Origin of the sequence: Mycobacterium sp. E787, assembly GCF_001668725.1 — a bacterium.
Lineage (GTDB): Bacteria > Actinomycetota > Actinomycetes > Mycobacteriales > Mycobacteriaceae > Mycobacterium.
In genome coordinates this window covers 1-24,938 of sequence record NZ_LZKL01000106.1, presented here as the reverse complement: position 1 = coordinate 24,938, position 24,938 = coordinate 1, and the positions used below count along the sequence as shown (strand labels likewise).

Annotated in this window: 21 protein-coding genes and 3 rRNA genes; 16 read left to right on the top strand and 8 right to left on the bottom strand. The window is 65.2% G+C overall.

From position 1 onward, the window contains the following. Positions 1-11: 11 nt before the first annotated feature. The 11 genes from A5705_RS20955 (at position 12) to A5705_RS20905 (ending at position 9,857) form a co-directional block, all read left to right on the top strand. Complete coding sequence (locus tag A5705_RS20955; protein ID WP_068279712.1) at positions 12-1,217, top strand: glycosyltransferase family 4 protein; 1,206 nt, start codon at positions 12-14, stop codon at positions 1,215-1,217. Positions 1,218-1,464: 247 nt separating this feature from the next. After that, entirely contained in the window at positions 1,465-1,932 is a 468-nt protein-coding gene (locus A5705_RS20950) for an ATP synthase subunit I (protein WP_068279706.1), read from the top strand. Then, the gene (gene atpB / locus A5705_RS20945) at positions 1,925-2,680 is read left to right on the top strand and encodes a F0F1 ATP synthase subunit A (protein ID WP_067882998.1); all 756 of its coding nucleotides are present in this window, start codon (positions 1,925-1,927) and stop codon (positions 2,678-2,680) included. Before A5705_RS20950 ends, atpB begins: the two co-directional genes overlap by 8 nt. Positions 2,681-2,733: 53 nt before the next feature. Then, on the top strand, positions 2,734-2,979 hold the full coding sequence (locus A5705_RS20940) for a F0F1 ATP synthase subunit C (protein ID WP_066928722.1): 246 nt from the start codon (positions 2,734-2,736) through the stop codon (positions 2,977-2,979). 9 nt (positions 2,980-2,988) lie between these two features. Beyond that, a complete protein-coding gene (locus A5705_RS20935) occupies positions 2,989-3,531 on the top strand; it encodes a F0F1 ATP synthase subunit B (protein WP_067882999.1) in 543 nt (180 codons plus the stop codon). 7 nt (positions 3,532-3,538) lie between these two features. Continuing rightward, positions 3,539-4,879 carry a F0F1 ATP synthase subunit B/delta gene (locus A5705_RS20930; protein ID WP_068279703.1) on the top strand — a complete coding sequence of 447 codons (1,341 nt, stop codon included), beginning with the start codon at positions 3,539-3,541 and terminating at the stop codon, positions 4,877-4,879. Positions 4,880-4,931: 52 nt separating this feature from the next. Next, positions 4,932-6,605 carry a F0F1 ATP synthase subunit alpha gene (gene atpA / locus A5705_RS20925; protein ID WP_067883001.1) on the top strand — a complete coding sequence of 558 codons (1,674 nt, stop codon included), beginning with the start codon at positions 4,932-4,934 and terminating at the stop codon, positions 6,603-6,605. Positions 6,606-6,611: 6 nt separating this feature from the next. Further along, positions 6,612-7,529 (top strand): F0F1 ATP synthase subunit gamma, encoded by a 918-nt coding sequence (locus tag A5705_RS20920; protein WP_067883002.1) that lies wholly within the window; start codon positions 6,612-6,614, stop codon positions 7,527-7,529. A 20-nt stretch (positions 7,530-7,549) separates the two neighbouring features. Then, positions 7,550-9,016, top strand: coding sequence for a F0F1 ATP synthase subunit beta (atpD, locus tag A5705_RS20915; RefSeq protein ID WP_067883003.1), 1,467 nt, complete (start codon positions 7,550-7,552; stop codon positions 9,014-9,016). Positions 9,017-9,040: 24 nt separating this feature from the next. Next, on the top strand, positions 9,041-9,406 hold the full coding sequence (locus A5705_RS20910; protein ID WP_067883004.1) for a F0F1 ATP synthase subunit epsilon: 366 nt from the start codon (positions 9,041-9,043) through the stop codon (positions 9,404-9,406). Positions 9,407-9,413: 7 nt separating this feature from the next. Next, positions 9,414-9,857, top strand: coding sequence for a DUF2550 domain-containing protein (locus tag A5705_RS20905; protein WP_067883005.1), 444 nt, complete (start codon positions 9,414-9,416; stop codon positions 9,855-9,857). On the opposite strand, the gene A5705_RS20900 is transcribed toward A5705_RS20905, so the two are convergent. Together A5705_RS20900 and A5705_RS20895 are read right to left on the bottom strand one after the other, a co-directional pair. After that, complete coding sequence (locus A5705_RS20900; protein WP_197517044.1) at positions 9,858-10,250, bottom strand: VOC family protein; 393 nt, start codon at positions 10,248-10,250, stop codon at positions 9,858-9,860. A 51-nt stretch (positions 10,251-10,301) separates the two neighbouring features. Further along, positions 10,302-10,883 (bottom strand): cob(I)yrinic acid a,c-diamide adenosyltransferase, encoded by a 582-nt coding sequence (locus A5705_RS20895; protein ID WP_067883007.1) that lies wholly within the window; start codon positions 10,881-10,883, stop codon positions 10,302-10,304. 157 nt (positions 10,884-11,040) lie between these two features. Between A5705_RS20895 and murA the strand changes: the two genes are divergently transcribed. From murA to rrf, 4 genes are all read left to right on the top strand, one after another. Next, positions 11,041-12,294 (top strand): UDP-N-acetylglucosamine 1-carboxyvinyltransferase, encoded by a 1,254-nt coding sequence (murA, locus tag A5705_RS20890; protein WP_068279700.1) that lies wholly within the window; start codon positions 11,041-11,043, stop codon positions 12,292-12,294. Positions 12,295-12,666: 372 nt separating this feature from the next. Next, a 16S ribosomal RNA gene (locus tag A5705_RS20885) occupies positions 12,667-14,186 on the top strand. Positions 14,187-14,465: 279 nt separating this feature from the next. Beyond that, positions 14,466-17,564: ribosomal RNA gene (locus tag A5705_RS20880) — 23S ribosomal RNA — on the top strand. 90 nt (positions 17,565-17,654) lie between these two features. Next, positions 17,655-17,768, top strand: a 5S ribosomal RNA gene (gene rrf / locus A5705_RS20875). The 16S, 23S and 5S rRNA genes sit together here, the layout of an rRNA operon. Positions 17,769-17,883: 115 nt before the next feature. Here rrf and A5705_RS20870 read toward each other — a convergent pair. The 3 genes from A5705_RS20870 to A5705_RS20860 form a co-directional block, all read right to left on the bottom strand. Beyond that, the gene (locus A5705_RS20870) at positions 17,884-18,381 is read right to left on the bottom strand and encodes a methylated-DNA--[protein]-cysteine S-methyltransferase (protein ID WP_067883009.1); all 498 of its coding nucleotides are present in this window, start codon (positions 18,379-18,381) and stop codon (positions 17,884-17,886) included. Beyond that, positions 18,378-19,865, bottom strand: a complete 1,488-nt coding sequence (locus A5705_RS20865; RefSeq protein WP_067883010.1) for a DNA-3-methyladenine glycosylase 2 family protein — start codon at positions 19,863-19,865, stop codon at positions 18,378-18,380. Before A5705_RS20865 ends, A5705_RS20870 begins: the two co-directional genes overlap by 4 nt. 73 nt (positions 19,866-19,938) lie before the next feature. Further along, complete coding sequence (locus A5705_RS20860) at positions 19,939-20,820, bottom strand: LysR family transcriptional regulator (RefSeq protein ID WP_067883018.1); 882 nt, start codon at positions 20,818-20,820, stop codon at positions 19,939-19,941. Between the two features lie 90 nt (positions 20,821-20,910). On the opposite strand from A5705_RS20860, the gene A5705_RS20855 reads away from it, so the two are divergent. Then, positions 20,911-22,146: an MFS transporter gene (locus tag A5705_RS20855; protein ID WP_068279695.1), complete on the top strand. Its 1,236-nt coding sequence runs from the start codon at positions 20,911-20,913 to the stop codon at positions 22,144-22,146. Here A5705_RS20855 and A5705_RS28915 read toward each other — a convergent pair. The 3 genes from A5705_RS28915 to A5705_RS20845 all read right to left on the bottom strand — a co-directional run. Then, positions 22,095-22,217, bottom strand: a complete 123-nt coding sequence (locus A5705_RS28915; protein WP_255382671.1) for a hypothetical protein — start codon at positions 22,215-22,217, stop codon at positions 22,095-22,097. The two genes, A5705_RS20855 and A5705_RS28915, sit on opposite strands and share 52 nt — an antisense overlap. Continuing rightward, entirely contained in the window at positions 22,214-23,614 is a 1,401-nt protein-coding gene (locus A5705_RS20850) for an OFA family MFS transporter (RefSeq protein ID WP_067883012.1), read from the bottom strand. The genes A5705_RS28915 and A5705_RS20850 overlap by 4 nt, the downstream gene beginning before the upstream one ends. A 151-nt stretch (positions 23,615-23,765) precedes the next feature. After that, positions 23,766-24,938: adenylate/guanylate cyclase domain-containing protein (locus tag A5705_RS20845; RefSeq protein ID WP_067883019.1), on the bottom strand; the 1,173-nt coding region annotated here is incomplete at its 5' end.

Here is a 24,938-nt window from a genome sequence, read left to right as displayed (position 1 = left end):
GTACGGTCTCGGTGGTGTCCAGCGGCCCGGTCAGCGACGTAGCCAGCCTCGCCGGCGGCGTCCTCGCCCTGTCGGATCGGGGCACCGGAGTCCCCCTGCGCGAGCTCGCGCTGGTCGGGCTGACCGCGGCGATCATCACCTACTTCGCGACCGGCCCGGTGCGGGTACTGGCCATGCGCCTGGGGGCCGTCGCCTATCCGCGGGAACGCGACGTGCACGTCACGCCCACCCCGCGCATGGGTGGGCTCGCGATGTTCATCGGTGTGGTCGCGGCCGTTTTCCTGGCCTGGCAACTGCCGGCGCTCACCCGCGGGTTCGTCTACTCGACCGGCATGCCGGCCGTCCTGGTGGCAGCCGCGGTGATCGTCGGCATCGGCCTGATCGACGACCGCTGGGGGCTGGACGCCCTGACCAAGTTCGCCGGCCAGATCACCGCGGCCAGCGTGCTGGTCACGATGGGCGTCGCGTGGAGCGTCCTGTACATCCCCATCGGCGGCGTCGGCACCATCGTGCTGGACCAAGCCTCGTCGATCCTGCTCACCCTGGCGCTGACGGTGTCGATGGTCAACGCGATGAACTTCGTCGACGGCCTCGACGGGCTGGCCGCCGGGCTGGGACTCATCATGGCGCTGGCGATCTGCATGTTCTCGGTGGGCCTGCTGCGCGACCATGGCGGGGACGTCTTGTTCTATCCGCCCGCCGTCATCTCGGTGGTACTGGCGGGGGCCTGCCTGGGCTTCTTGCCGCACAACTTCCACCGCGCGCGGATCTTCATGGGCGATTCCGGCTCGATGCTGATCGGCCTGATGGTCGCCGCGGCCGCCACCACCGCCGCAGGCCCCGTTTCGCAGAACGCCTACGGCGCCCGCGACGTGTTTGCTCTGCTGGCGCCGTTCCTGCTGGTGGTGGCCGTCATGTTCGTGCCGATGCTCGACCTTTTGCTGGCGATCGTGCGCCGCACCCGCGCCGGCCGCAGCGCATTCAGCCCCGACAAAATGCACCTGCATCACCGGTTGCTGCAGATCGGTCATTCGCATCGCCGGGTGGTGCTGCTGATCTATCTGTGGGTGGGCATTGTCGCGTTCGGCGCCGCGAGCACCATATTTTTCAATCCCCGCCATACCGCCGCGGTAATGCTGGCCGCGATCGTGGTCGCCGGTGTGGCCACGGCGATCCCGCTCCTCCGCCGCCGCGACGACGACTACGACGTGGACTGAACGAGCCTACGACACCCGGTAGTAGCGGTGCCGATCGTATGGTACGGTGCAGGTAGAACCCCAAAAAGAGACCTTGAGGGTTGCCGGCCAGCCGGCCCGTCGGACGCCCGTCCGAGCGCGCCGGTTCACGACCGACGTAGGGAGCTACCCCTTGGGTGAATCCCCTGTGACGTGCGATACGCTCGGCGGGCCACCGATCGGTCGGTCGGGGGTCTCCCGCTTCACTACCTGGGATTGAGGTGCTGCAGTGACGACACCAGCGCAGGACGCGCCGTTGGTGTTTCCCTCTGTTGCTTTCCGTCCGCTTCGGCTGTTTGTGATCAGCGTGGGCATCACCGCGCTGGCGATTCTCGGCGCCGGATTGTCCGGCCGCCTCATGCTCGGCGTGTTCTTCGGTGTCGGGTTGCTCTTGGGTTTGCTCAACGCGCTCCTCGTCCGGCGCTCGGTCGCGTCGATCACCGCGAAAGAGCATCCCCTGAAAAGCTCGATGGCGGTCAATTCGGCGACGAGGTTGGCGATCATCACCGTCGTCGCGCTCGTCGTTGCCTATGTTTTCCGGCCGAACGGCCTGGGCGCGATGTTCGGTCTGGCGCTCTTCCAGGTGCTCTTGGTCGCGTCGACCGCTCTGCCGGTCTGGAAGAAGCTGCGGACGGGCGAGCCGGCTCCATCCCTGAGCCCTGAGGGCAACGACGGAGGCAACACGAGCGATGATTGAGACGATCCTGGCCGGTTCCCAGATCGAGGTCGGCGAGCACACCACGGCGAGGTGGCTCGGCATGACCGTCAACACCGACACCATCCTGTCGACGGCGATCGCCGCGGTAATCGTCATCGCCCTGGCGTTCGTCCTGCGCGCCAACATCACGTCGAGCGGTGTGCCCAGCGGAATCCAGCTGTTCTGGGAGGCGCTCACCATTCAGATGCGCAACCAGATCGAAAGCGCCATCGGGATGCGGATCGCGCCGTTCGTGCTGCCGCTGGCCGTCACCATCTTCATCTTCATCCTGATCTCCAACTGGCTGTCGGTGCTGCCGCTGCAGTACACCGATAAATCCGGTCACACCACCGAGTTGCTGAAGTCGGCCGCGGCGGACATCAATTACGTTCTGGCGCTGGCCCTTTTCGTGTTCGTCTGCTACCACGTGGCCGGCATCTGGCGCCGCGGCATCGTCGGCCACCCGCTCAAGGTGCTCAAGGGGCACGTGGCGTTCCTGGCGCCGATCAACCTGGTCGAGGAATTGGCCAAGCCGATCTCGTTGTCGCTCCGACTTTTCGGCAACATCTTCGCCGGCGGCATCCTGGTGGCGCTGATCGCGCTCTTCCCCGCCTACATCATGTGGTTGCCCAACGCCATCTGGAAATCGTTCGACCTGTTCGTCGGTGCGATCCAGGCCTTCATCTTCTCGATCCTGACCATCTTGTACTTCAGCCAGGCCATGGAGCTGGAGGACGACCATGACTAGCCCACTCACGACCAGATAAGCCAACAAGATAAAGCTGGACAAAGGAGGAAAGAATGGACCCCACTATCGCTGCCGGTGCACTCATCGGCGGTGGAATCATCATGGGCGGCGGCGCAATCGGAGCCGGCATCGGTGACGGTATTGCCGGTAACGCGCTGGTTTCGGGCATCGCCCGGCAGCCCGAGGCGCAGGGCCGGTTGTTCACGCCGTTCTTCATCACGGTCGGTCTGGTCGAGGCGGCCTACTTCATCAACCTGGCGTTCATGGCGTTGTTCGTCTTCGCCACCCCCGTCACGTAATTCGCTGTGATGGGTGACCCGAACCCCATGGTGCTCGCCGCCGGCCAGGCGGTAGCAGAGGGAGGCAAGGGGGGCAGCAACTTTCTCGTCCCCAACGGCACATTCTTCTTCGTGCTGGCCATCTTCCTCATCGTTCTCGCCATCATCGGCACCTTCGTGGTGCCGCCGATCCTGAAGGTGCTGCGCGAACGCGACGCCATGGTCGCCAAGACCGCCGCCGACAACAAGAAGTCGGCCGAGCAGTTCGAAGCGGCCCGGGCCGATTACGAAGAGGCCATGAAGGAAGCGCGCGTGCAGGCGTCATCCTTCCGCGACAACGCCCGCGCCGAAGGCCGCAAGGTTATCGAGGACGCGCGCGCCAGTGCCGAGCAGGACGTGATGGCGACGGTGCAGCTGGCCGCCGAGCAATTGAAACGGGAAAGGGACGCCGTGGAGCTGGATCTGCGCGCCAACGTGGGGACCATGTCGGCGACCCTGGCCAGCCGGATCCTCGGCGTAGACGTCGCACCCACCGCCGCGGCCACGGCCGCCACCGAGTCGTCCGGGCGGTAAGCAGCACATGTGGACTTTTGTCGGACAGTTGTTCGGGTTCGTGGTCATCGTGGCGCTGGTGTGGCGGTACGCCGTCCCGCCGGTGCGCAAGATGATGACCGCCCGGCAAGAGCTGGTGCGCCAGCAGTTGGCCGATTCGGCGGCGGCCGCCGAGCGGCTGACCGAGTCGACCACGGCCCACAGCAAGGCCGTGGAGGCCGCCAAGGAAGAGGCGGAACAAGTCGTCGAAGAGGCCAAGTCGGACGCCGAACGCATCACCGAGCAGCTGCAGGCCCAGGCCGGCGTGGAGGCCGACCGCATCAAGGCGCAGGGCGCGCGCCAGGCCGAGCTGCTGCGGGCGCAGCTGACCCGGCAACTCCGCCTGGAGCTCGGGCACGAATCCGTGCGCCAGGCAGGGGAATTGGTGCGTAGCTACGTCGCGGACCCCGAACAGCGGTCGGCCACCGTCGATCGGTTCCTCGACGATCTGGAAGCCATGGCGCCGGCACCCGCCGAGGTCGCCTACCCGTTGCTGGCGAAGATGCGGTCGGCCAGCCGGCAGGCGCTGGGCGCCCTGTCGGATCGGTTCGGGACCATCGCCAAGAACCTCGACAACAAAGCGCTTTCCACCGTCTCCGCCGAGTTGGTGGCGGTGGCGAAAATGCTGGACCGCGAAATCGTCGTCACCCGCTACCTCACCGTGCCCGCCGAGGACGCGGCACCACGGGTTCGGCTGATCGAGCGACTGGTGTCCGGCAAGGTCGGCGACGCCACGCTCGACGTGTTGCGCGCGGCGGTCTCCGAACGCTGGTCGGCCAACACGGATTTGGTCGACGCCATCGAGCACATCTCGCGGCAGGCGTTGCTGGAGGTCGCCCAACGCGAAGATCAGGTCGACGAGGTCGAAGACCAATTGTTCCGGTTCTCGCGCGTTCTCGACGCGCAGCCGCGACTTGCCATCCTGTTGGGCGACTACGGTTCCCCCGCCGAAGGCCGGATCGGCCTGCTGCGCAAGGTGCTTGAGAGCGCAAGCGGGCGGGTAAACCCCGTCGCTACGGCACTGCTGACCCAGACGGTCGAACTGCTCAGGGGCGAGCCGGCCGAGGTGGCCGTGAAGTTCCTGGCGGAAGTCGCGGTGGCGCGCCGCGGCGAAATCGTCGCCCAGGTCACTGCGGCGGCGGAGCTCAGCGATGCCCAGCGCACCCGCCTCACCGAAGTTCTCAGCCGCATCTACTCCCACCCGGTCACGGTGCAGCTGCAGATCGAACCCGACTTGCTGGGCGGGCTGCTGATCGCCGTGGCCGACGAGGTGATCGACGGGACGCTCTCCTCTCGCCTGGCCGCGGCCCAGGCCCAGTTGCCCGACTGAACCCATCACAAGAACCCACGCGAACGAAGATCAAGTAGGAAGACGAAAAGCCATGGCAGAGTTGACAATCTCGGCTGACGACATCCAGGGCGCCATCGAGGAGTACGTAGGCTCCTTCACCGCCGACACCTCCCGCGAGGAAGTCGGCACCGTTGTCGACGCCGGGGACGGCATCGCCCACGTCGAGGGCCTGCCGTCGGTCATGACCCAGGAGTTGCTCGAGTTCCCCGGCGGCGTCCTCGGCGTCGCCCTGAACCTGGACGAGCACAGCGTCGGCGCGGTCATCCTGGGTGACTTCGAGAAAATCGAAGAAGGCCAACAGGTCAAGCGCACCGGCGAGGTGTTGTCGGTGCCCGTCGGCGACGCGTTCTTGGGCCGGGTCGTCGACCCGCTGGGCCACCCGATCGACGGGCGCGGGGACATCGAGACCGACGTGCGGCGCGCGCTGGAGCTGCAGGCGCCGTCGGTGGTCCAGCGTCAGGGCGTCAAGGAGCCACTGCAGACCGGGATCAAGGCCATCGACGCCATGACCCCGATCGGTCGCGGTCAGCGGCAGCTGATCATCGGCGACCGCAAGACCGGCAAGACGGCGGTCTGCATCGACACCATCCTCAACCAGCGGCAGAACTGGGAGTCGGGCGACGAGCGCAAGCAGGTGCGCTGCGTGTACGTGGCCATCGGCCAGAAGGGCACGACGATCGCGGCCGTCCGGCGCGCGCTGGAAGAGGGCGGCGCGATGGACTACACCACCATCGTCGCGGCGCCCGCCTCCGACGCCGCCGGCTTCAAATGGCTTGCGCCGTACACCGGTTCGGCGATCGCCCAGCACTGGATGTACGACGGCAAGCACGTGCTGATCGTGTTCGACGACCTGAGCAAGCAGGCCGAGGCCTACCGCGCGATCTCGCTGCTGTTGCGTCGCCCGCCGGGCCGCGAGGCCTACCCGGGCGACGTGTTCTACCTGCACTCGCGGCTGTTGGAGCGCTGCGCCAAGCTGTCCGACGAACTCGGTGGCGGCTCGCTGACCGGTCTGCCGATCATCGAGACCAAGGCCAACGACATCTCGGCGTACATCCCGACCAACGTCATCTCGATCACCGACGGCCAGTGCTTCCTGGAGTCCGACCTGTTCAACCAGGGCGTCCGGCCCGCCATCAACGTGGGTGTCTCGGTTTCCCGCGTCGGCGGCGCGGCGCAGATCAAGGCGATGAAGGAAGTGGCGGGCTCGTTGCGGCTGGACCTGTCGCAGTACCGCGAGCTGGAATCGTTCGCGGCCTTCGCTTCCGATTTGGACGCCACGTCCAAGGCGCAGCTGGAGCGCGGCGAACGGCTGGTCGAGTTGCTCAAGCAACGGCAGTACCAGCCGATGCCGGTCGAGGAGCAGGTGGTCTCGATCTTCCTGGGCACCGGCGGCCACCTGGACTCGGTGCCCGTCGAGGACGTGCGGCGGTTCGAAACCGAACTGCTGGACCACATGCGCGCCTCCGAGGAGAAGTTCCTGGCCGGGATCCGCGACAGCCAGAAGCTCTCCGAAGAGGGCGAGAACCAGCTCACCGAGATCATCAAGAAGTTCAAGAAGGGCTTCGCGGCCTCCGACGGCGGATCTGTGGTGCCCGACGAGCACGTCGAGCCGATGGACGAGGAAGACCTGGCAAAGGAGTCGGTCCAGGTCAAAAAGGAGAAGCCGAAGCAGGAACCCAAGGACACCAAGAAGGACAAGAAGTAGCTAACGATGGCGGCCACACTTCGCGAATTGCGCGGCCGAATCCGTTCGGCAGGGTCGATCAAGAAGATCACCAAGGCCCAGGAGATGATCGCGACCTCGCGCATCGGTAAGGCCCAGGCCCGGCTGGAATCCGCACGGCCCTACGCGTTTCAGATCACCTCGACGCTGACGACCCTGTCCGCCGAGGCCGCTCTGGACCACCCCTTGCTGGTCGAGCGGGAAGAACCGAAGCGGGCCGGCGTGCTGGTGGTGTCCTCCGACCGGGGTTTGTGCGGCGCGTACAACTCCAGCGTCTTCCGCCGCTCCGAGGAGCTGTTCTCCCTGCTGCGGGAGGAAGGAAAGACGCCGGTTCTGTACACGGTGGGCCGTAAGGCGCAGAACTACTTCAAATTCCGCAACTGGGACATCACCGATTCCTGGATGGGCTTCTCCGAGCAGCCCACGGTCGAAAATGCCACGGAGATCGCCGAAACCCTGGTCGACGCCTTCATGCAGGGCACCAACGAGGAAGCGGGGCAGCAGTCCGAGGACGTCGAGGGTGTTGACGAACTGCACATCGTCTACTCGGAGTTCAAGTCGATGATGTCGCAAACGGCGGTGGCCCACCGCATCGCCCCGCTGGTGGTGGAGTACGTCGAGGAAGAACCCGAGCTGCACACGCTTTACTCGTTCGAGCCGGATGCGACAACGCTTTTCGACGCGCTGCTGCCGAGATACCTGACGACCCGGGTGTACGCGGCGCTGTTGGAAGCGGCGGCATCGGAGCTGGCCTCACGCCAGCGGGCGATGAAGTCGGCCACCGACAACGCGGACGACCTCATCAAAGATCTGACGCTGATGGCGAACCGCGAGCGGCAGGCCCAGATCACCCAGGAGATCAGCGAAATCGTCGGTGGCGCAAACGCGCTCGCCGACGCTAAGTAGCACCACGAGGAAGAAGAAACATGACTGCTACTGACCAGAAGACCAAGGACTCCGGCAAGTCCGGGGACACCGACACCAGCGGACGCGTTGTGCGGGTCACCGGGCCCGTCGTCGACGTCGAGTTCCCGCGCGGCTCGGTTCCCGAGCTGTTCAACGCGCTGCACGCCGACATCACCTACGAGGCGATGGCCAAGAAGCTCACGCTCGAGGTCGCGCAGCACCTGGGCGACAACCTGGTTCGGACCATTTCGTTGCAGCCCACCGACGGCCTGGTGCGCGGCGTCGAGGTCACCGACACCGGCAACTCGATCTCGGTGCCGGTGGGCGAGGACGTCAAGGGCCACGTCTTCAACGCCCTGGGCGACTGCCTGGACAAGCCGGGGTACGGGGAGGACTTCGACCACTGGTCGATTCACCGCAAGCCGCCGTCCTTCGAGGAACTCGAGCCGCGCACCGAGATGCTCGAAACCGGCCTCAAGGTCGTGGACCTGCTGACCCCGTACGTGCGTGGCGGCAAGATCGCCCTCTTCGGTGGTGCCGGCGTGGGCAAGACGGTGCTCATCCAGGAGATGATCAACCGCATCGCCCGAAACTTCGGTGGCACTTCGGTGTTCGCCGGCGTGGGCGAGCGCACCCGTGAGGGCAACGACCTGTGGGTGGAGCTCAAGGAAGCCGACGTGCTCAAGGACACCGCGCTGGTGTTCGGTCAGATGGACGAGCCGCCCGGCACCCGTATGCGGGTTGCGCTGTCCGCGCTGACCATGGCCGAGTGGTTCCGTGACGAGGCGGGCCAGGACGTGCTGCTGTTCATCGACAACATCTTCCGGTTCACCCAGGCCGGCTCCGAGGTGTCGACCCTGCTGGGTCGCATGCCCTCGGCGGTGGGCTACCAGCCCACACTCGCCGATGAGATGGGCGAGCTGCAGGAGCGCATCACCTCGACCCGCGGGCGGTCGATCACGTCGATGCAGGCGGTTTACGTGCCGGCGGACGACTACACCGACCCGGCGCCCGCGACGACGTTCGCGCACCTGGACGCCACCACGGAGCTGTCGCGTTCGGTGTTCTCCAAGGGCATCTTCCCCGCTGTGGACCCGCTGGCGTCGAGCTCGACGATCCTGGACCCCGGCGTCGTCGGTGACGAGCACTACCGTGTGGCGCAGGAGGTCATCCGAATCCTGCAGCGCTACAAGGACCTCCAGGACATCATCGCCATCCTGGGCATCGACGAGCTGTCCGAGGAGGACAAGCAGCTCGTCCAGCGCGCCCGCCGCATCGAGCGCTTCCTGTCGCAGAACATGATGGCGGCCGAACAGTTCACCGGCCAGCCCGGTTCGACGGTGCCGGTGAAGGAGACCATCGAGGCGTTCGACAAGCTGACGAAGGGCGACTTCGACCACATCCCCGAGCAGGCCTTCTTCCTGATCGGCGGCCTGGACGACCTGGCCAAGAAAGCCGAAAGCTTCGGCGCCAAGCTCGATTCCTGAGGTTGACTCGAAAGGTATTCTGGCATGGCCGAATTGAACGTTGAGATCGTCGCCGTCGACCGCAAGATCTGGTCGGGTGAGGCAACGTTCCTGTTCACCCGCACCACCGTCGGCGAGATCGGCATCCTGCCCCGCCACATCCCGCTGGTGGCGCAGTTGGTGGACGACGCCATGGTGCGCGTCGAGCGCGAAGGCGAGGACGACCTGCGGATCGCGGTGGACGGCGGGTTTTTGTCGGTGACCGAGGAACAGGTCAGCATCCTGGCCGAATCGGCTGAGTTCGAGTCGGAGATCGACGAGAGCGCCGCCCGCGAGGCCGCCGAGTCCGACGATCCGCGCGTCGCCGCGAGGGGACGAGCCAGATTGCGCGCCGTCGGCGCGATCGACTAACGCCCCGATGAGCGCGCCCATGGTCGGCATGGTCGTGCTCGTCGTCATGCTGGGGGCCGCCGTCCTGGCCCTCAGTTATCGGCTGTGGAAGCTGCGCCAGGGCGGCACGGCCGGGATCATGCGAGACATTCCCGCCGTCGGCGGTCACGGCTGGCGACACGGGGTGATCCGCTACCGTGGCGGCGAGGCCGCCTTCTACCGGCTGTCCAGCCTGCGTTTGTGGCCGGACCGTCGGCTCAGCCGGCGGGGGGTGGAGATCGTGGCCCGGCGCGCACCGCGCGGCGACGAGTTCGACATCATGACCGACGAGATCGTCGTACTCGAATTGCGCGACACGACGCAGGACCGCAGGTCCGGTTACGAGCTCGCTTTGGACAAGGGCGCCTTGACCGCGTTCCTGTCGTGGCTGGAATCCCGTCCCTCGCCGCGCGCACGCCGTCGCAGCGTGTGATCACCACGGGCTGATTGTCTCGCATCCGTATTCTTCGGGCGCGACGTCGCGCACGGTTTCGCTGAACTGCCAGCGGTGCCCCGCGAGATCTTCGACGGTGCATTCCCGTTCGCCGTACTCGCGGTCGACGGGCGGCTCCAGCACCTTGGCGCCGGCCGCCCGGGCGCGGTCGAACTGGCCGTCCACGTCGGCGACCCGCACCTTTATCTCGTGCGTGACGACGCCGGCCGTCGGCGGGTGCCGGTCACGGGCCGTGTCGGCGACGATCACGGCCCCGTCGGTGCCGATGCTCAGCTGCGCGCGGTGGCTGTCACCGATTCGCGTGCGCTCGACGAAGCCGAAGGCGGTGGCGAGCCAGTCCACCGCCGCGCGCACGTCCGGGTAGACAAGCACGGGGATCACGCTGACCGGTGGGACCGATCGATTGTTTTTCATTGCCACGGTTCAGCTTTCGGCCATCCCGCCACCCGGCTGCCAAAGCACGTCGCCACCGGGGTTGGCCGCCCGCGCCAGGATGAACAGCAGGTCCGACAGCCGGTTCAGGTACCTCGCCGGCAGCACGCTGACCCCGTCGGGCTGCGAATCCACCGCGGCCCACGCCGAGCGTTCGGCCCGCCGCACCACGGTCCGGGCGACGTGCAACAACGCCGAGAGTGGCGAACCGCCAGGCAGCACAAAGGAATTCAGCGCCGGCAGGGGTTCGTTGTATTTGTCGCACCACGCTTCGAGCCGGTCGATGTAGGCCTGGGGGACTCGCAGCGGAGGATATTTGGGATCTTCCACCACCGGCGTCGACAGATCCGCGCCGGCGTCGAACAAGTCGTTCTGGATCTGCCGCAGCACGCCCGCGGTTTCTTCATCGGGCCGGCCGAGGGCGATCGCGACGCCGATCGCGGAGTTGGCCTCGTCGCAATCCGCGTAGGCCACCAGCCGGGGATCGTTCTTGGAGACTCGTGAGAAATCGCTCAATCCCGTCGTCCCGTCGTCGCCGGTTCGCGTATATATGCGGGTCAGGTGGATCGCCATGAGAAAACGGTACTCGGCTGGCCGACTCGCTCGATTGCCTGACTCTCCCCCTCGCCCCGCGGCTGGGGGCACCCCCACCTCGCTTCGGTGCGCGGAGCGCATCGTCGTCAAGCGAGGCTGACTGACAAGCCGATACCGCTTCACTAAACTGACCCGGGTGACGGAGCGATTCGTGGTGACCGGCGGCAACCGGTTGTCCGGCGAAGTCGCTGTCGGGGGCGCCAAGAACAGCGTGCTCAAGCTGATGGCCGCGACCCTGCTGGCCGAGGGCACCAGCACCATCACGAACTGCCCGGACATCCTCGACGTGCCGCTGATGGCCGAGGTCCTGCGTGGCCTGGGTGCCACCGTCGAGCTCGACGGCGACGTCGCCCGCATCACCTCGCCCGACGAGCCGAAGTACGACGCCGACTTCGCGGCGGTGCGGCAGTTCCGCGCCTCGGTCTGCGTGTTGGGTCCGCTGGTCGGCCGCTGCAAGCGCGCCAGGGTGGCGCTCCCCGGTGGCGACGCCATCGGATCGCGCCCGCTGGACATGCATCAGGCGGGCCTGCGCCAGCTGGGCGCGCAATGCAACATCGAGCACGGCTGCGTGGTCGCCCAGGCGGATACCTTGCGAGGCGCGGAGATTCAGCTGGAGTTCCCCTCCGTGGGGGCCACCGAGAACATCCTGATGGCCGCCGTCGTGGCCGAAGGCGTCACCACGATCCACAACGCCGCGCGCGAACCCGACGTGGTCGATCTGTGCACGATGCTCAACCAGATGGGCGCGCAGATCGAGGGCGCGGGTTCGCCGACCATGACGATCACCGGCGTCCCGCGGCTGCACCCCACCGAACACCGCGTGATCGGCGACCGCATCGTGGCCGCCACCTGGGGCATCGCCGCCGCGATGACCCGCGGCGACATCTCGGTGAGCGGCGTGGACCCGGCCCACCTGCAGGTGGTGCTGCACAAGCTGCACGACGCGGGCGCCACGGTCACCCAGACCGACAGCAGCTTCCGGGTGACCCAGTACGAGCGCCCCAAGGCCGTCAACGTCGCGACCCTGCCTTTCCCCGGGTTCCCGACCGACCTGCAGCCGATGGCGATCGCGTTGGCCTCGATCGCCGACGGGACGTCGATGATCACGGAGAACGTGTTCGAGGCCCGCTTCCGGTTCGTCGAGGAGATGATCCGACTCGGCGCGGACGCCCGCACCGACGGGCACCACGCCGTGGTGCGGGGCCTGCCGCAACTGTCCAGCGCCCCGGTGTGGTGTTCGGACATCCGCGCCGGCGCCGGCCTGGTGCTGGCCGGGCTGGTCGCCGACGGGGACACCGAGGTCCACGACGTCTTCCACATCGACCGCGGCTACCCGTTGTTCGTGGAAAACCTGGCGATTTTGGGAGCGGAGATCGAGCGGGTAGAGTAGTCAAAGTCAGTGCCCCACAAGGGCGGTCACCCTTCGAAGGTGGCCGAAACCGGGGCCTTGACTCCCTCGCCGGATCGGTACTAGCCTGGCACGGCTGGCCTCGCAGCGGTCACCACACAAGATGACCAAAACTGGGGCTTGACGCCTCCGCCGGACTGGTATTAAGCTGGCAGGGTTGCCCGGAAGCGGGCGAAAACAAGCATGAGTGTTGTTTGAGAACTCAATAGTGTGTTTGGTCTTTATTATTTGTTGTTGTTTTTTGGCCATACTCTGCACTCCCCGTGTGTGGGTATGGCTGTTTTTTGATGCCAGTTATTGGCGTCTTGTCAGGTATCTCTGATTGTAAATTCACCTCGTTCAGCGAGGAGATTTTGTTTGGAGAGTTTGATCCTGGCTCAGGACGAACGCTGGCGGCGTGCTTAACACATGCAAGTCGAACGGAAAGGCCCCTTCGGGGGTACTCGAGTGGCGAACGGGTGAGTAACACGTGGGTAATCTGCCCTGCACTTCGGGATAAGCCTGGGAAACTGGGTCTAATACCGGATAGGACCTCGAGGCGCATGCCTTGTGGTGGAAAGCTTTTGCGGTGTGGGATGGGCCCGCGGCCTATCAGCTTGTTGGTGGGGTGACGGCCTACCAAGGCGACGACGGGTAGCCGGCCTGAGAGGGTGTCCGGCCACACTGGGACTGAGATACGGCCCAGACTCCTACGGGAGGCAGCAGTGGGGAATATTGCACAATGGGCGCAAGCCTGATGCAGCGACGCCGCGTGGGGGATGACGGCCTTCGGGTTGTAAACCTCTTTCAGCAGGGACGAAGCGCAAGTGACGGTACCTGCAGAAGAAGCACCGGCCAACTACGTGCCAGCAGCCGCGGTAATACGTAGGGTGCGAGCGTTGTCCGGAATTACTGGGCGTAAAGAGCTCGTAGGTGGTTTGTCGCGTTGTTCGTGAAATCTCACGGCTTAACTGTGAGCGTGCGGGCGATACGGGCAGACTGGAGTACTGCAGGGGAGACTGGAATTCCTGGTGTAGCGGTGGAATGCGCAGATATCAGGAGGAACACCGGTGGCGAAGGCGGGTCTCTGGGCAGTAACTGACGCTGAGGAGCGAAAGCGTGGGGAGCGAACAGGATTAGATACCCTGGTAGTCCACGCCGTAAACGGTGGGTACTAGGTGTGGGTTTCCTTCCTTGGGATCCGTGCCGTAGCTAACGCATTAAGTACCCCGCCTGGGGAGTACGGCCGCAAGGCTAAAACTCAAAGGAATTGACGGGGGCCCGCACAAGCGGCGGAGCATGTGGATTAATTCGATGCAACGCGAAGAACCTTACCTGGGTTTGACATGCACAGGACGCCGGCAGAGATGTCGGTTCCCTTGTGGCCTGTGTGCAGGTGGTGCATGGCTGTCGTCAGCTCGTGTCGTGAGATGTTGGGTTAAGTCCCGCAACGAGCGCAACCCTTGTCTCATGTTGCCAGCGCGTAATGGCGGGGACTCGTGAGAGACTGCCGGGGTCAACTCGGAGGAAGGTGGGGATGACGTCAAGTCATCATGCCCCTTATGTCCAGGGCTTCACACATGCTACAATGGCCGGTACAAAGGGCTGCGATGCCGCAAGGTTAAGCGAATCCTTTTAAAGCCGGTCTCAGTTCGGATCGGGGTCTGCAACTCGACCCCGTGAAGTCGGAGTCGCTAGTAATCGCAGATCAGCAACGCTGCGGTGAATACGTTCCCGGGCCTTGTACACACCGCCCGTCACGTCATGAAAGTCGGTAACACCCGAAGCCAGTGGCCTAACCCTTTGGGAGGGAGCTGTCGAAGGTGGGATCGGCGATTGGGACGAAGTCGTAACAAGGTAGCCGTACCGGAAGGTGCGGCTGGATCACCTCCTTTCTAAGGAGCACCACGAAAAGCACCCCAACTGGTGGGGTGCGAGCCGTGAGGGGTTCCCGCCTGTAGTGGGCGGGGGCCGGGTGCGCAACAACAAAGTGAAGCCAGACACACTATTGGGTCCTGAGGCAGCACTCGGGTTGTTTCGAGTGGTGTCCCCCCATCTTGGTGGTGGGGTGTGGTGTTTGAGAACTGGATAGTGGTTGCGAGCATCTAAATGGATGCGCTGCCCTCGTGGTGGTGTGTCCATATAAATGTGTAATTTTTCTTTGGTTTTTGTGTTTGTAAGTGCTTAAGGGCGCATGGTGGATGCCTTGGCATCGAGAGCCGATGAAGGACGTGGGAGGCTGCGATATGCCTCGGGGAGCTGTCAACCGAGCGTTGATCCGAGGATTTCCGAATGGGGAAACCCAGCACGAGTGATGTCGTGTTACCCGCACCTGAATATATAGGGTGCGGGAGGGAACGCGGGGAAGTGAAACATCTCAGTACCCGTAGGAGAAGAAAACAATTGTGATTCCGTCAGTAGTGGCGAGCGAACGCGGAACATGGCTAAACCGCACGCATGTGTAACCGGGTAGGGGTTGTGTGTGCGGGGTTGTGGGATTGATATATCTCAGCTCTACCTGGCTGAGGGGTAGTCAGAAAGTGTCGTGGTTAGCGGAAGTGGCCTGGGACGGTCCGCCGCAGACGGTGAGAGCCCGGTACGCGAAAACCCGGCACCTACCTTGTATCAACTCCCGAGTAGCAGCGGGCCCGTGGAATCTGCTGTGAATCTGCCGGGACCACCCGGTAAGCCTAAATACTTCTCGATGACCGATAGCGGATTAGTACCGTGAGGGAATGGTGAAAAGTACCCCGGGAGGGGAGTGAAAGAGTACCTGAAACCGTGTGCCTACAATCCGTCAGAGCCTCCTCGTGGGGTGATGGCGTGCCTTTTGAAGAATGAGCCTGCGAGTCAGGGACATGTCGCGAGGTTAACCCGTGTGGGGTAGCCGCAGCGAAAGCGAGTCTGAATAGGGCGCATCCCCTTTGGGGTGTAGTGGCATGTTCTGGACCCGAAGCGGAGTGATCTACCCATGGCCAGGGTGAAGCGCGGGTAAGACCGCGTGGAGGCCCGAACCCACTTAGGTTGAAGACTGAGGGGATGAGTTGTGGGTAGGGGTGAAAGGCCAATCAAACTCCGTGATAGCTGGTTCTCCCCGAAATGCATTTAGGTGCAGCGTTGCGTGTTTCACCACGGAGGTAGAGCTACTGGATGGCCGATGGGCCCTACTAGGTTACTGACGTCAGCCAAACTCCGAATGCCGTGGTGTATAGCGTGGCAGTGAGACGGCGGGGGATAAGCTCCGTACGTCGAAAGGGAAACAGCCCAGATCGCCGGCTAAGGCCCCAAAGCGTGTGCTAAGTGGGAAAGGATGTGCAGTCGCAGAGACAACCAGGAGGTTGGCTTAGAAGCAGCCACCCTTGAAAGAGTGCGTAATAGCTCACTGGTCAAGTGATTGTGCGCCGATAATGTAGCGGGGCTCAAGCACACCGCCGAAGCCGCGACAACCGCAAGGTTGGGTAGGGGAGCGTCCCCCATTCAGCGAAGCCGCCGGGTGACCGGTGGTGGAGGGTGGGGGAGTGAGAATGCAGGCATGAGTAGCGATAAGGCAAGTGAGAACCTTGCCCGCCGTAAGACCAAGGGTTCCTGGGCCAGGCCAGTCCGCCCAGGGTGAGTCGGGACCTAAGGCGAGGCCGACAGGCGTAGTCGATGGACAACGGGTTGATATTCCCGTACCCGTGTGTGCGCGTCCCTGATGAATCAGCGGTACTAACCACCCAAAAGGTGGTCTATCAATCCCTTCGGGGTGCGAGGATCGCCGGCTGCGTGGGACCTCCGTTGGTAGTAGTCAAGCGATGGGGTGACGCAGGAAGGTAGCCGTACCAGTCAGTGGTAATACTGGGGCAAACCTGTAGGGAGAGCGATAGGCAAATCCGTCGCTCATGTTCCTGAGAGGTGATGCATAGCCGGTTGAGGTGAATTCGGTGATCCTCTGCTGCCAAGAAAAGCCTCTAGCGAGCACACACACGGCCCGTACCCCAAACCGACACAGGTGGTCAGGTAGAGCATACCGAGGCGTACGAGATAACTATGGTTAAGGAACTCGGCAAAATACCCCCGTAACTTCGGGAGAAGGGGGGCCGGAACACCGTGAACAGCCTTGCGCTGGGAGCGGGATCCGGTCGCAGAAACCAGCGAGAAGCGACTGTTTACTAAAAACACAGGTCCGTGCGAAGTCGCAAGACGATGTATACGGACTGACGCCTGCCCGGTGCTGGAAGGTTAAGAGGACCCGTTAACCGCAAGGTGAAGCGGAGAATTTAAGCCCCAGTAAACGGCGGTGGTAACTATAACCATCCTAAGGTAGCGAAATTCCTTGTCGGGTAAGTTCCGACCTGCACGAATGGCGTAACGACTTCTCGACTGTCTCAACCATAGACTCGGCGAAATTGCACTACGAGTAAAGATGCTCGTTACGCGCGGCAGGACGAAAAGACCCCGGGACCTTCACTACAACTTGGTATTGGTGTTCGGTACGGTTTGTGTAGGATAGGTGGGAGACTGTGAAACCCCAACGCCAGTTGGGGCGGAGTCGTTGTTGAAATACCACTCTGATCGTATTGGACACCTAACGTCGAACCGTATATCCGGTTCACGGACAGTGCCTGGCGGGTAGTTTAACTGGGGCGGTTGCCTCCTAAAATGTAACGGAGGCGCCCAAAGGTTCCCTCAACCTGGACGGCAATCAGGTGTTGAGTGTAAATGCACAAGGGAGCTTGACTGCGAGACCTACACGTCAAGCAGGGACGAAAGTCGGGATTAGTGATCCGGCACCCCCGAGTGGAAGGGGTGTCGCTCAACGGATAAAAGGTACCCCGGGGATAACAGGCTGATCTTCCCCAAGAGTCCATATCGACGGGATGGTTTGGCACCTCGATGTCGGCTCGTCGCATCCTGGGGCTGGAGCAGGTCCCAAGGGTTGGGCTGTTCGCCCATTAAAGCGGCACGCGAGCTGGGTTTAGAACGTCGTGAGACAGTTCGGTCTCTATCCGCCGCGCGCGTCAGAAACTTGAGGAAACCTGTCCCTAGTACGAGAGGACCGGGACGGACGAACCTCTGGTCCACCAGTTGTCCCACCAGGGGCACCGCTGGATAGCCACGTTCGGACAGGATAACCGCTGAAAGCATCTAAGCGGGAAACCTTCTCCAAGATCAGGTTTCTCACCCTTTTAGAGGGATAAGGCCCCCCACAGAACATGGGTTCGATAGGCCAGACCTAGAAGCTCAGCAATGAGTGCAGGGAACTGGCACTAACCGGCCGAAAACTTACCAACACAAATCGCAACCACTATTCGTCTCCACGACCTTTGTCGTGCGACACCACACCCCCCCACCAGAACACTTGAATGAAAAATAAATAGAGTTACGGCGGCCACAGCGACAGGGAAACGCCCGGTCCCATCCCGAACCCGGAAGCTAAGCCTGTCAGCGCCGATGATACTGCCCAATTGGGGTGGAAAAGTAGGACACCGCCGAACATATACAAAAACACCCCCGGCAACGGGGGTGTTTTTGCATTTTCTGTGCCGCCCAACGTCGAGTTGTTGCGGCGATCTTCGCGAAATCCCGACAACAACGCCACGTTCGGCCGGCCTAGTCGAACAACGTCAGCTCCGCCGGCGCCCGCCTTTTCTCCAACCCGAGCAGGGCCCGCTTTCGGTCGAGCCCTCCGCCAAAACCGGTGAGGCTCCCATTGGCGCCGATGACACGGTGGCAGGGGACGACGATTGCGATGGGATTGTGGCCGTTGGCCCAGCCAACCGCGCGCGCCGAGCCCGGGGCGCCGATCTGCTCGGCGATCTGGCCGTAGGACCGCGTCGCCCCGTAGGGAATCGTCAACAGCGCCCGCCACACACGTCGCTGAAATTCGGTGCCCCGCAGCTCGAGCTCGATGTCGAACTCGGTCAGCTCGCCGGCGAAATAGGCGTCGATTTGCTCGACGGCGCCCTCGAAGGCCCCTGGGTCGGGCGACCAGTCGGCGCGGTTCGGCTCGTAGGTCTGGTCGACCATCCGCAGGTTCGTCAGGACCGAGCCGCACCCGGCCAGGGTCAAGAGCCCGATCGGGCTGTCGATGGTGCGGTAACGGATCACGCCGCCTCCTTCGGTGGCCAATGGTTTACCGGATGCTCGAGTGTGGTCCACAGATGCTGGGTGGCATAGGAGCGCCACGGCCGCCAACGGGCGCTGCGCTCGATGAGTTTCCGCTGTTCCGTGGGCAACCCGAGTTGCTTTGCGGCGAGCCGAAGCCCGAGGTCGCCGGCGGGAAACGCATCCGGGTCGCCCAGGGCGCGCATCGCGATCACCTCCGCGGTCCAGGGGCCGACGCCGGGCAGCGCCAGCAACCGCGCGCGGGCGCTTTCCCAATCGCATCCGGCGTCCAGGACGACGCTGCCGTCGGCGAGACCGCCGATCAGCGCCGTGAGGGTCCGTTGTCGAGCCTTGGGCACCGCCAGATGGACGGGATCGATCTCGGCGAGCTGTTCGATCGAGGGGAAGGCATGGGTCAAGGCGCCCTCGGGGTCGTGCACCGGCCGCCCGTAGGCAGCGACCAGCCTGGCCGCGTGCGTGCTGGCGGCCTTCGTCGACACCTGCTGGCCCAGGACCGCGCGCACGGCCAGCTCGGCCTCGTCGACCGTGCGCGGAATGCGTTGTCCCGGGGCTTTTTCCACCACCGCGGCCAGCTCGCGGTCCGCGGCCAGCGCGTCGACCACGGCCTCGGGATCCGCGTCGAGGTCCAGCAGTCGCCGGCAGCGGGCGATCGCGGTGGTGAGGTCGCGGAAGTCGTCGAGCACCAGGCGGCACCGGACGTGATCGACAGCCGGCGCCAGCGTCACGACCGCACCTCCGCGCGGAAGCCGCAGGCTGCGCCGGTAGGCGCCTTCGCGCACCTCCTCGCAGCCGGGCACGATGCCGGCCGCGAGGTGGCCGAAGACGCCCTCATAGGCGAACGGCGTGCGCACCGGCAGCCGAAGGCACACCGCGCCAGGGGAATTGGTCTCCGACGTCGACCGGACTGCCGCGCGCGTGCGCAGCGCCGTCGGTGTGTTTTCGAAGACCAGGCGCACGGTGTCGTTGAACTGCCGAATGCTGGCGAAGCCGGCGGCGAACGCGATGTCGCCGAAAGGCAGGTTCGTGGTCTCGATGAGCACCCGTGCGGTCTGGGCCCGCTGCGCCCGCGCCAGGGCGAGCGGACCCGCACCGACCTCGGCCTGCAGCAGCCGCTCCAGTTGGCGCGTGGTGTAGCCGAGGTGAGCCGCCAGGCCACCGACGCCTTCCCGGTCCACCGTGCCGTCGGCGATGAGCCGCATCGCCCGCGCGACGACGTCCCCCCGCACATTCCATTCCGGGGACCCCGGCGAGGCGTCCGGACGGCAGCGTTTGCAGGCCCGGAACCCGGCGCGCTGCGCCGCGGCCGCCGTCGGATAGAAGCGGACATTGCGCGCGAACGGCGGCCGCACCGGACAGCTCGGCCGGCAGTAGATCCGCGTCGTCAGGACCGCGGTGACGAACCAGCCGTCGAAGCGGGCGTCCTTGGACTGGACCGCCCGGTAGCAACGTTCGAAGTCGTCGTGCACGCTTCCACAGTTACACCGGCCCACCGACAAAACTGGCGGAAAAACGACATTGTGGTGGGCGGCATAACCGCAGTCAAGAGCTCTGATGGTGCGCGGCCGCGGCGGACCCGATGAAATTCCTGGCCGGGCGGGACAACGGTCGCCCGGAATTCCAGATCATCCCGACATCGCGATAGGCGTCCGCGTCGGCCAGCGGCAGCACCCTGAGCCCGGGCGCATATTCGCTGCCGTCGATGGGCATCAGGCTGATCCCCAGGCCCGCGGCCACCAGGCCGGCGGACGTGGTGAGGTTGGCGGATTCCAGGACGATCCGCGGCCGGAATTGCGCTGCCGCACAAAGCTCGTCAAGCAGTCGCCGCATGCCGAAGCCGGGCCGCATGGCCACGAAGGGCTCGTCGGCCAGCTCGGTCATCGATACCGCCGCGGCGTCCACGAGCCCGTGGTCGCACGGAATGGCGACACCGAGCCGTTGACGAAACAAGCTGCGCCAGGCCAGATTCCGCTTGGGTCGAGGTGACACTACGCCGACATCGAGGGCGCCGGACTGCACGAGGTCGCCGATCGATTCGGCGGCGCCCTCCTGCAGCGTGAACGTCACTCGCGGTGACGTCTCCTTGAAGGCGGCGATCAGGCGCGGCACCACCGTCGACCCGAACGAACCCAGGAAGCCGAGCCGGATCTCGCTGACGGCCGGATTGGTCAGGTCCTCGATCGCGCGCCGGGCCGAATCGAGTTCCGATTGGGCCCGCCGCGCGTGCTCGTAGAAGATCCGTCCATAGGTGTTGAGCGCCAGCCGCCGGCCGCCGCGGTCGAACAGGGCGACCCCGAGTCGCCGTTCCAGGCGCGCCAGCATCCTCGTGAGAGTCGGCTGCGCGATGTGCAGCTGGTCGGCCGCCGCGGTGACGTGTTGCAGCTCCGCGAGTGTGACGAACCACTCGTAGTCGCCTTCAGGCATGCCCTCCACCTTTGCTTATGCGAAAAATGCATCATAATTGAATTAATAATTCATTTCCTTTCCCATGCGCCGGCGCCGAACATCGTTGCTATGCCTACCGCCCACCAAGCCGGAAGCCGCGGGTACCGGCGGGTGACCGCCGCGCTGTACGGCGCCGGCGTGGCCAGTTTCGCCGCGATGTACTGCACGCAGGCGCTACTACCCGCGCTGTCGGAGTACTACCGGATCACCCCGGCGATCGCGGCGCTCACCGTCTCGCTGACGACGGGAATGCTCGCGCTGTCCATCATTCCCGCGAGCGCGCTGTCCGAGCGCTACGGACGCGTCACGGTGATGCTGGCGTCCGGCGTCGCGTCGAGCGTCATCGGTTTGTTGTTGCCGTTCAGCCCCTCGCTCGGTGTTCTGCTCGTCGGCCGGGCACTGCACGGTGTCGCGCTCGCCGGGATCCCCGCCGTCGCGATGGCCTTTCTCGCCGAGGAGATCCACGCCTCGTCGCTCGGTTCGGCGATGGGACGCTACATCGCCGGCACCACGCTGGGCGGCCTGGTGGGGCGAATCGTCCCGTCCCTTGTCGTCGACGTCAGCAATTGGCGGGTAGCGCTGTTGGTGTGTTCGGCGGCGACGCTGGCCGGCACGGTCGTCTTCGCCGTCCTGGTTCCCCGGTCGCAATTCTTCACGCCGAAGGCGGCGACGATGCGGGCGACGGTGCGCAACCTGGCCGCTCATCTGCGAAACCCCGTTCTGCTCAAGCTCTTTGCGTTGGGCTTCGCTCTGATGGGCGGATTCGTCACGGTGTACAACTACCTGGGCTATCGGCTGACCGCCCAGCCGTTCGGACTGGCCTCCTCGATCGTCGGGCTGTTGTTCGTGCTGTACCTGGCGGGGACCTGGACCTCCGTCGTGGCAGGGCGGTTGGCCGACCGCAGGGGACGTGCGCTCGTGCTGGGCGGTGCCCTGCCGATCACGGCGGCCGGCCTGCTGCTGACCGTCCCGCACGCGCTGGCCGCGATCGTCGTCGGCGTCGGCGTGTTCACCGGAGGATTCTTCGCCGCGCACACGGTGGCCAGCGGATGGGTGGGCGCCGTGGCGCACCGGGATCGCGCCGAAGCGTCCGCCCTGTACCTGTTCAGCTACTACCTGGGCGGCTCGGTGGCCGGCGCGGTCGGCGGCCTCGTCTACGCCCTCGGCGGTTGGCCGGCGACGGCCTGGTTCGTGGGAGCGCTGCTGCTGGCCGCCGGCCTGTTGACCGCGCTGCTGGTGAGCGGAGCCCGGCGTCAGGTGCCGAACAGCTGGGTCACCTTGGAAACGAGTTGCCAGACGCCGTAGGCGAAGGGCAGGGCCACCCACAGCCAGGCCAGCGCGATGGGAGCGGGGCCGACCGCCGTCGTGTCCGTCATGGTTGCCTCTCCGGTTGTCGGTGGGGAACCGCCTCGGGCGCCGGCGCGGCGTCGTCGGGCAGTGCGGGCTCGTGGAATTTGGCGGACACCGGCCCGATCAGCTCGTTGCAGACCAACCCGACGGCCAGCAGCGCGATCATCACCTCGAACGAGAGCAGGTAGAGGTCGGGGCCGTGCTTGCCGGCCGACTTCTGCGAGTCGGCGATGGCGTTCACGATCAGCGGGCCCAGCACGCCCGCCACCGACCACGCCGTCAGCAACCGGCCGTGGATCGCACCGACCTCGTAGGTGCCGAACAGGTCCCGCAGATACGCCGGAAGGGTGGAAAAGCCGGCGCCGTAGAACGACAGGATCAACAGGGTGCACAACAGGAAGGTGACCTTGCTGGAGTTGGTCGTCAGCGCCAGCGTGAGATACAGCAGCGCGCCGCCGCCCAGGTAGAGCCGGTACATGTTCTTGCGGCCCAGCGCATCCGACAGCCACGACCATCCGATCCGGCCCAGCATGTTGGCAAGGGACAGCAGGGCGACGAAGCCGGCGGCCGCCGAGGCCAGCACCGCCGCGCGGGGTGCCCTCGGGAAGAAGTCCTGATAGATCGGCGAGGCCTTCTCCAGGATGCCGATCCCGGCGGTGACGTTGAAGCAGAGCACCACCCACAGCAGCCAGAACTGGGGCGTCTTGACCGCGCCGGCCGCCGAGACGCCGGCGGTGCTGACCAGCGATCCGGCCTTGTGCGGCTTGGGTTTCCAGCCGGCCGGTGCCCAGCCCGGCGCCGGCACCCGGATCAGCAGGCAGCCCATGCTCATGAACACCGCGTAGGTGCAGCCCATCACCAGGAAGGTCCGGGCGACGCCGGCGGTGCTGGCGCGGCCGAACGCGTCGAGCAGGCTGTTGCTCCACGGCGACGCGATCAGCGCTCCGCCGCCGAAGCCCATGATCGCCAGGCCGGTCGCCATTCCCGGGCGGTCGGGAAACCACTTGATCAGCGTGGACACCGGCGAGATGTAGCCGATACCGAGGCCGACCCCTCCGACGACCCCGTAACCCAGTACGACGAGCCAGTATTGGCGGACCGAAACCCCGAAACCCGCGATCAGCAGCCCACTGCAGAAGCACGCGGTGGCAACGACCATGGCCCAGCGCGGCCCGTAGTGGTCGACGCGCGTGCCGAACGCCGCGGCCGAAAGGCCCAGCGCCACAATGGCGACGGTGAACGGCATCGCGCTCGCGGTCCCGGAGACATGCAGCGACTTCTCCAGCGGGATCTTGAAGACGCTCCACGCGTAGGCCGAGCCGATCGCGAGGTGAATCGACAACGCGGCCGGCGGCACCAGCCAGCGGCTCCATCCCGGCCGGGCAACGATTCTCGAACGGTCCAGCAAGCCAACGCTTGTCACGATGCACCCTTCTCCCGCGGGCGGAGCTCCGTCCCGCCGCCACTATTGGTGGGGTGCAATCCGGGCGTCAAGGCACATTTTCTATTGTGCGATAACGGATTTCTATCGACGACGCTCAGCCGTGTTGACCACGGGCGTTGTCAGCGCGAAATTACCGATCCGACCGGGCGGCCTCGATCGGCGATGCCAGCCGAGTGGCGCGCTCGTGGCCGCGCAGGGTCACGGTGTCGCCCAAAGACCAACGCGCCCTTTCGTCTTCGCCGGCGCCTTCGAGCGTCTCGGCGGTCGCCAGCAGCTTGCCCGGCCGCGATTTGGCCAGCTCGCACAGTCGGGCGGCCTCGTTGACCGGCTCGCCGATGACGGTGTATTCGAACCGTTCCTTGGCGCCGACGTTGCCGGCGACGACCTGGCCGGCGGCCACGCCGATGCCGGCGTCGAGCTCACACATTTCGCCGGCCAGCCGCTCGGCGATGCAGCGCGCCGCGGCGAGCGCCTGGCCTTCGGGTGAGTCGAGATGATTCGGAGCACCGAAGATCGCCAGCGACGCGTCGCCTTCGAACTTGTTGACCAGCCCGCAATGGCGGTCCACTTCCTCGACGACGATCGAGAAGAACCGGTTGAGGACTTCGACGACTTCGGTGGGGCGTTGACTGGTCACCAATTGGGTGGAGCCGACGATGTCGATGAAGACGACCGCGACGTGCCGCTCCTCGCCGCCCAGTTTCGGCCGCTCGCGTTCGGCGGCCAGCGCGACCTCGCGGCCGACGTGGCGGCCGAAAAGGTCGCGCACGCGTTCGCGTTCACGCAGCCCGTCGACCATCGCGTTGAACCCGCGCTGCAGCTCGCCCAGCTCCGTCCCGTCGAACACCACCAGGTCGCCCCGCAGGTTGCCCTCCTCGACGCGCCGCAGCGCCGCACGCACCACCCGCACGGGTGTGGCCGTGAGCCAGGCCAGGATCCACATCAGCAGGCAGCCGAAGATCAGGGTGGCGAACGCCACGATCAGCACGCCGACGGCGAATTGCGTCTCGGTCAGGTTCCGCATCAGGATCTGGAACATCGCCAGGAGGCCGATGCCGATGACGGGCACGCCGGACCCCAGGAACCAGACCACCATGGTTCGGCCCATGATGCCCGCCGACAACCGCCGCGGTGGGGGCCCCGCCTCGAGCGCCTGGGCGGCCACCGGCCGCAGCGCGAACTCGGCGAGCAGATAGCTACCGGTGGCCACGAGAATGCCACCGAAACCCACCGCGACGATGAACCGCGGGATGAACATCGTGTTGATCAGGCCGTAGAGGGTCGTCAGCACGATCGTCCCGAC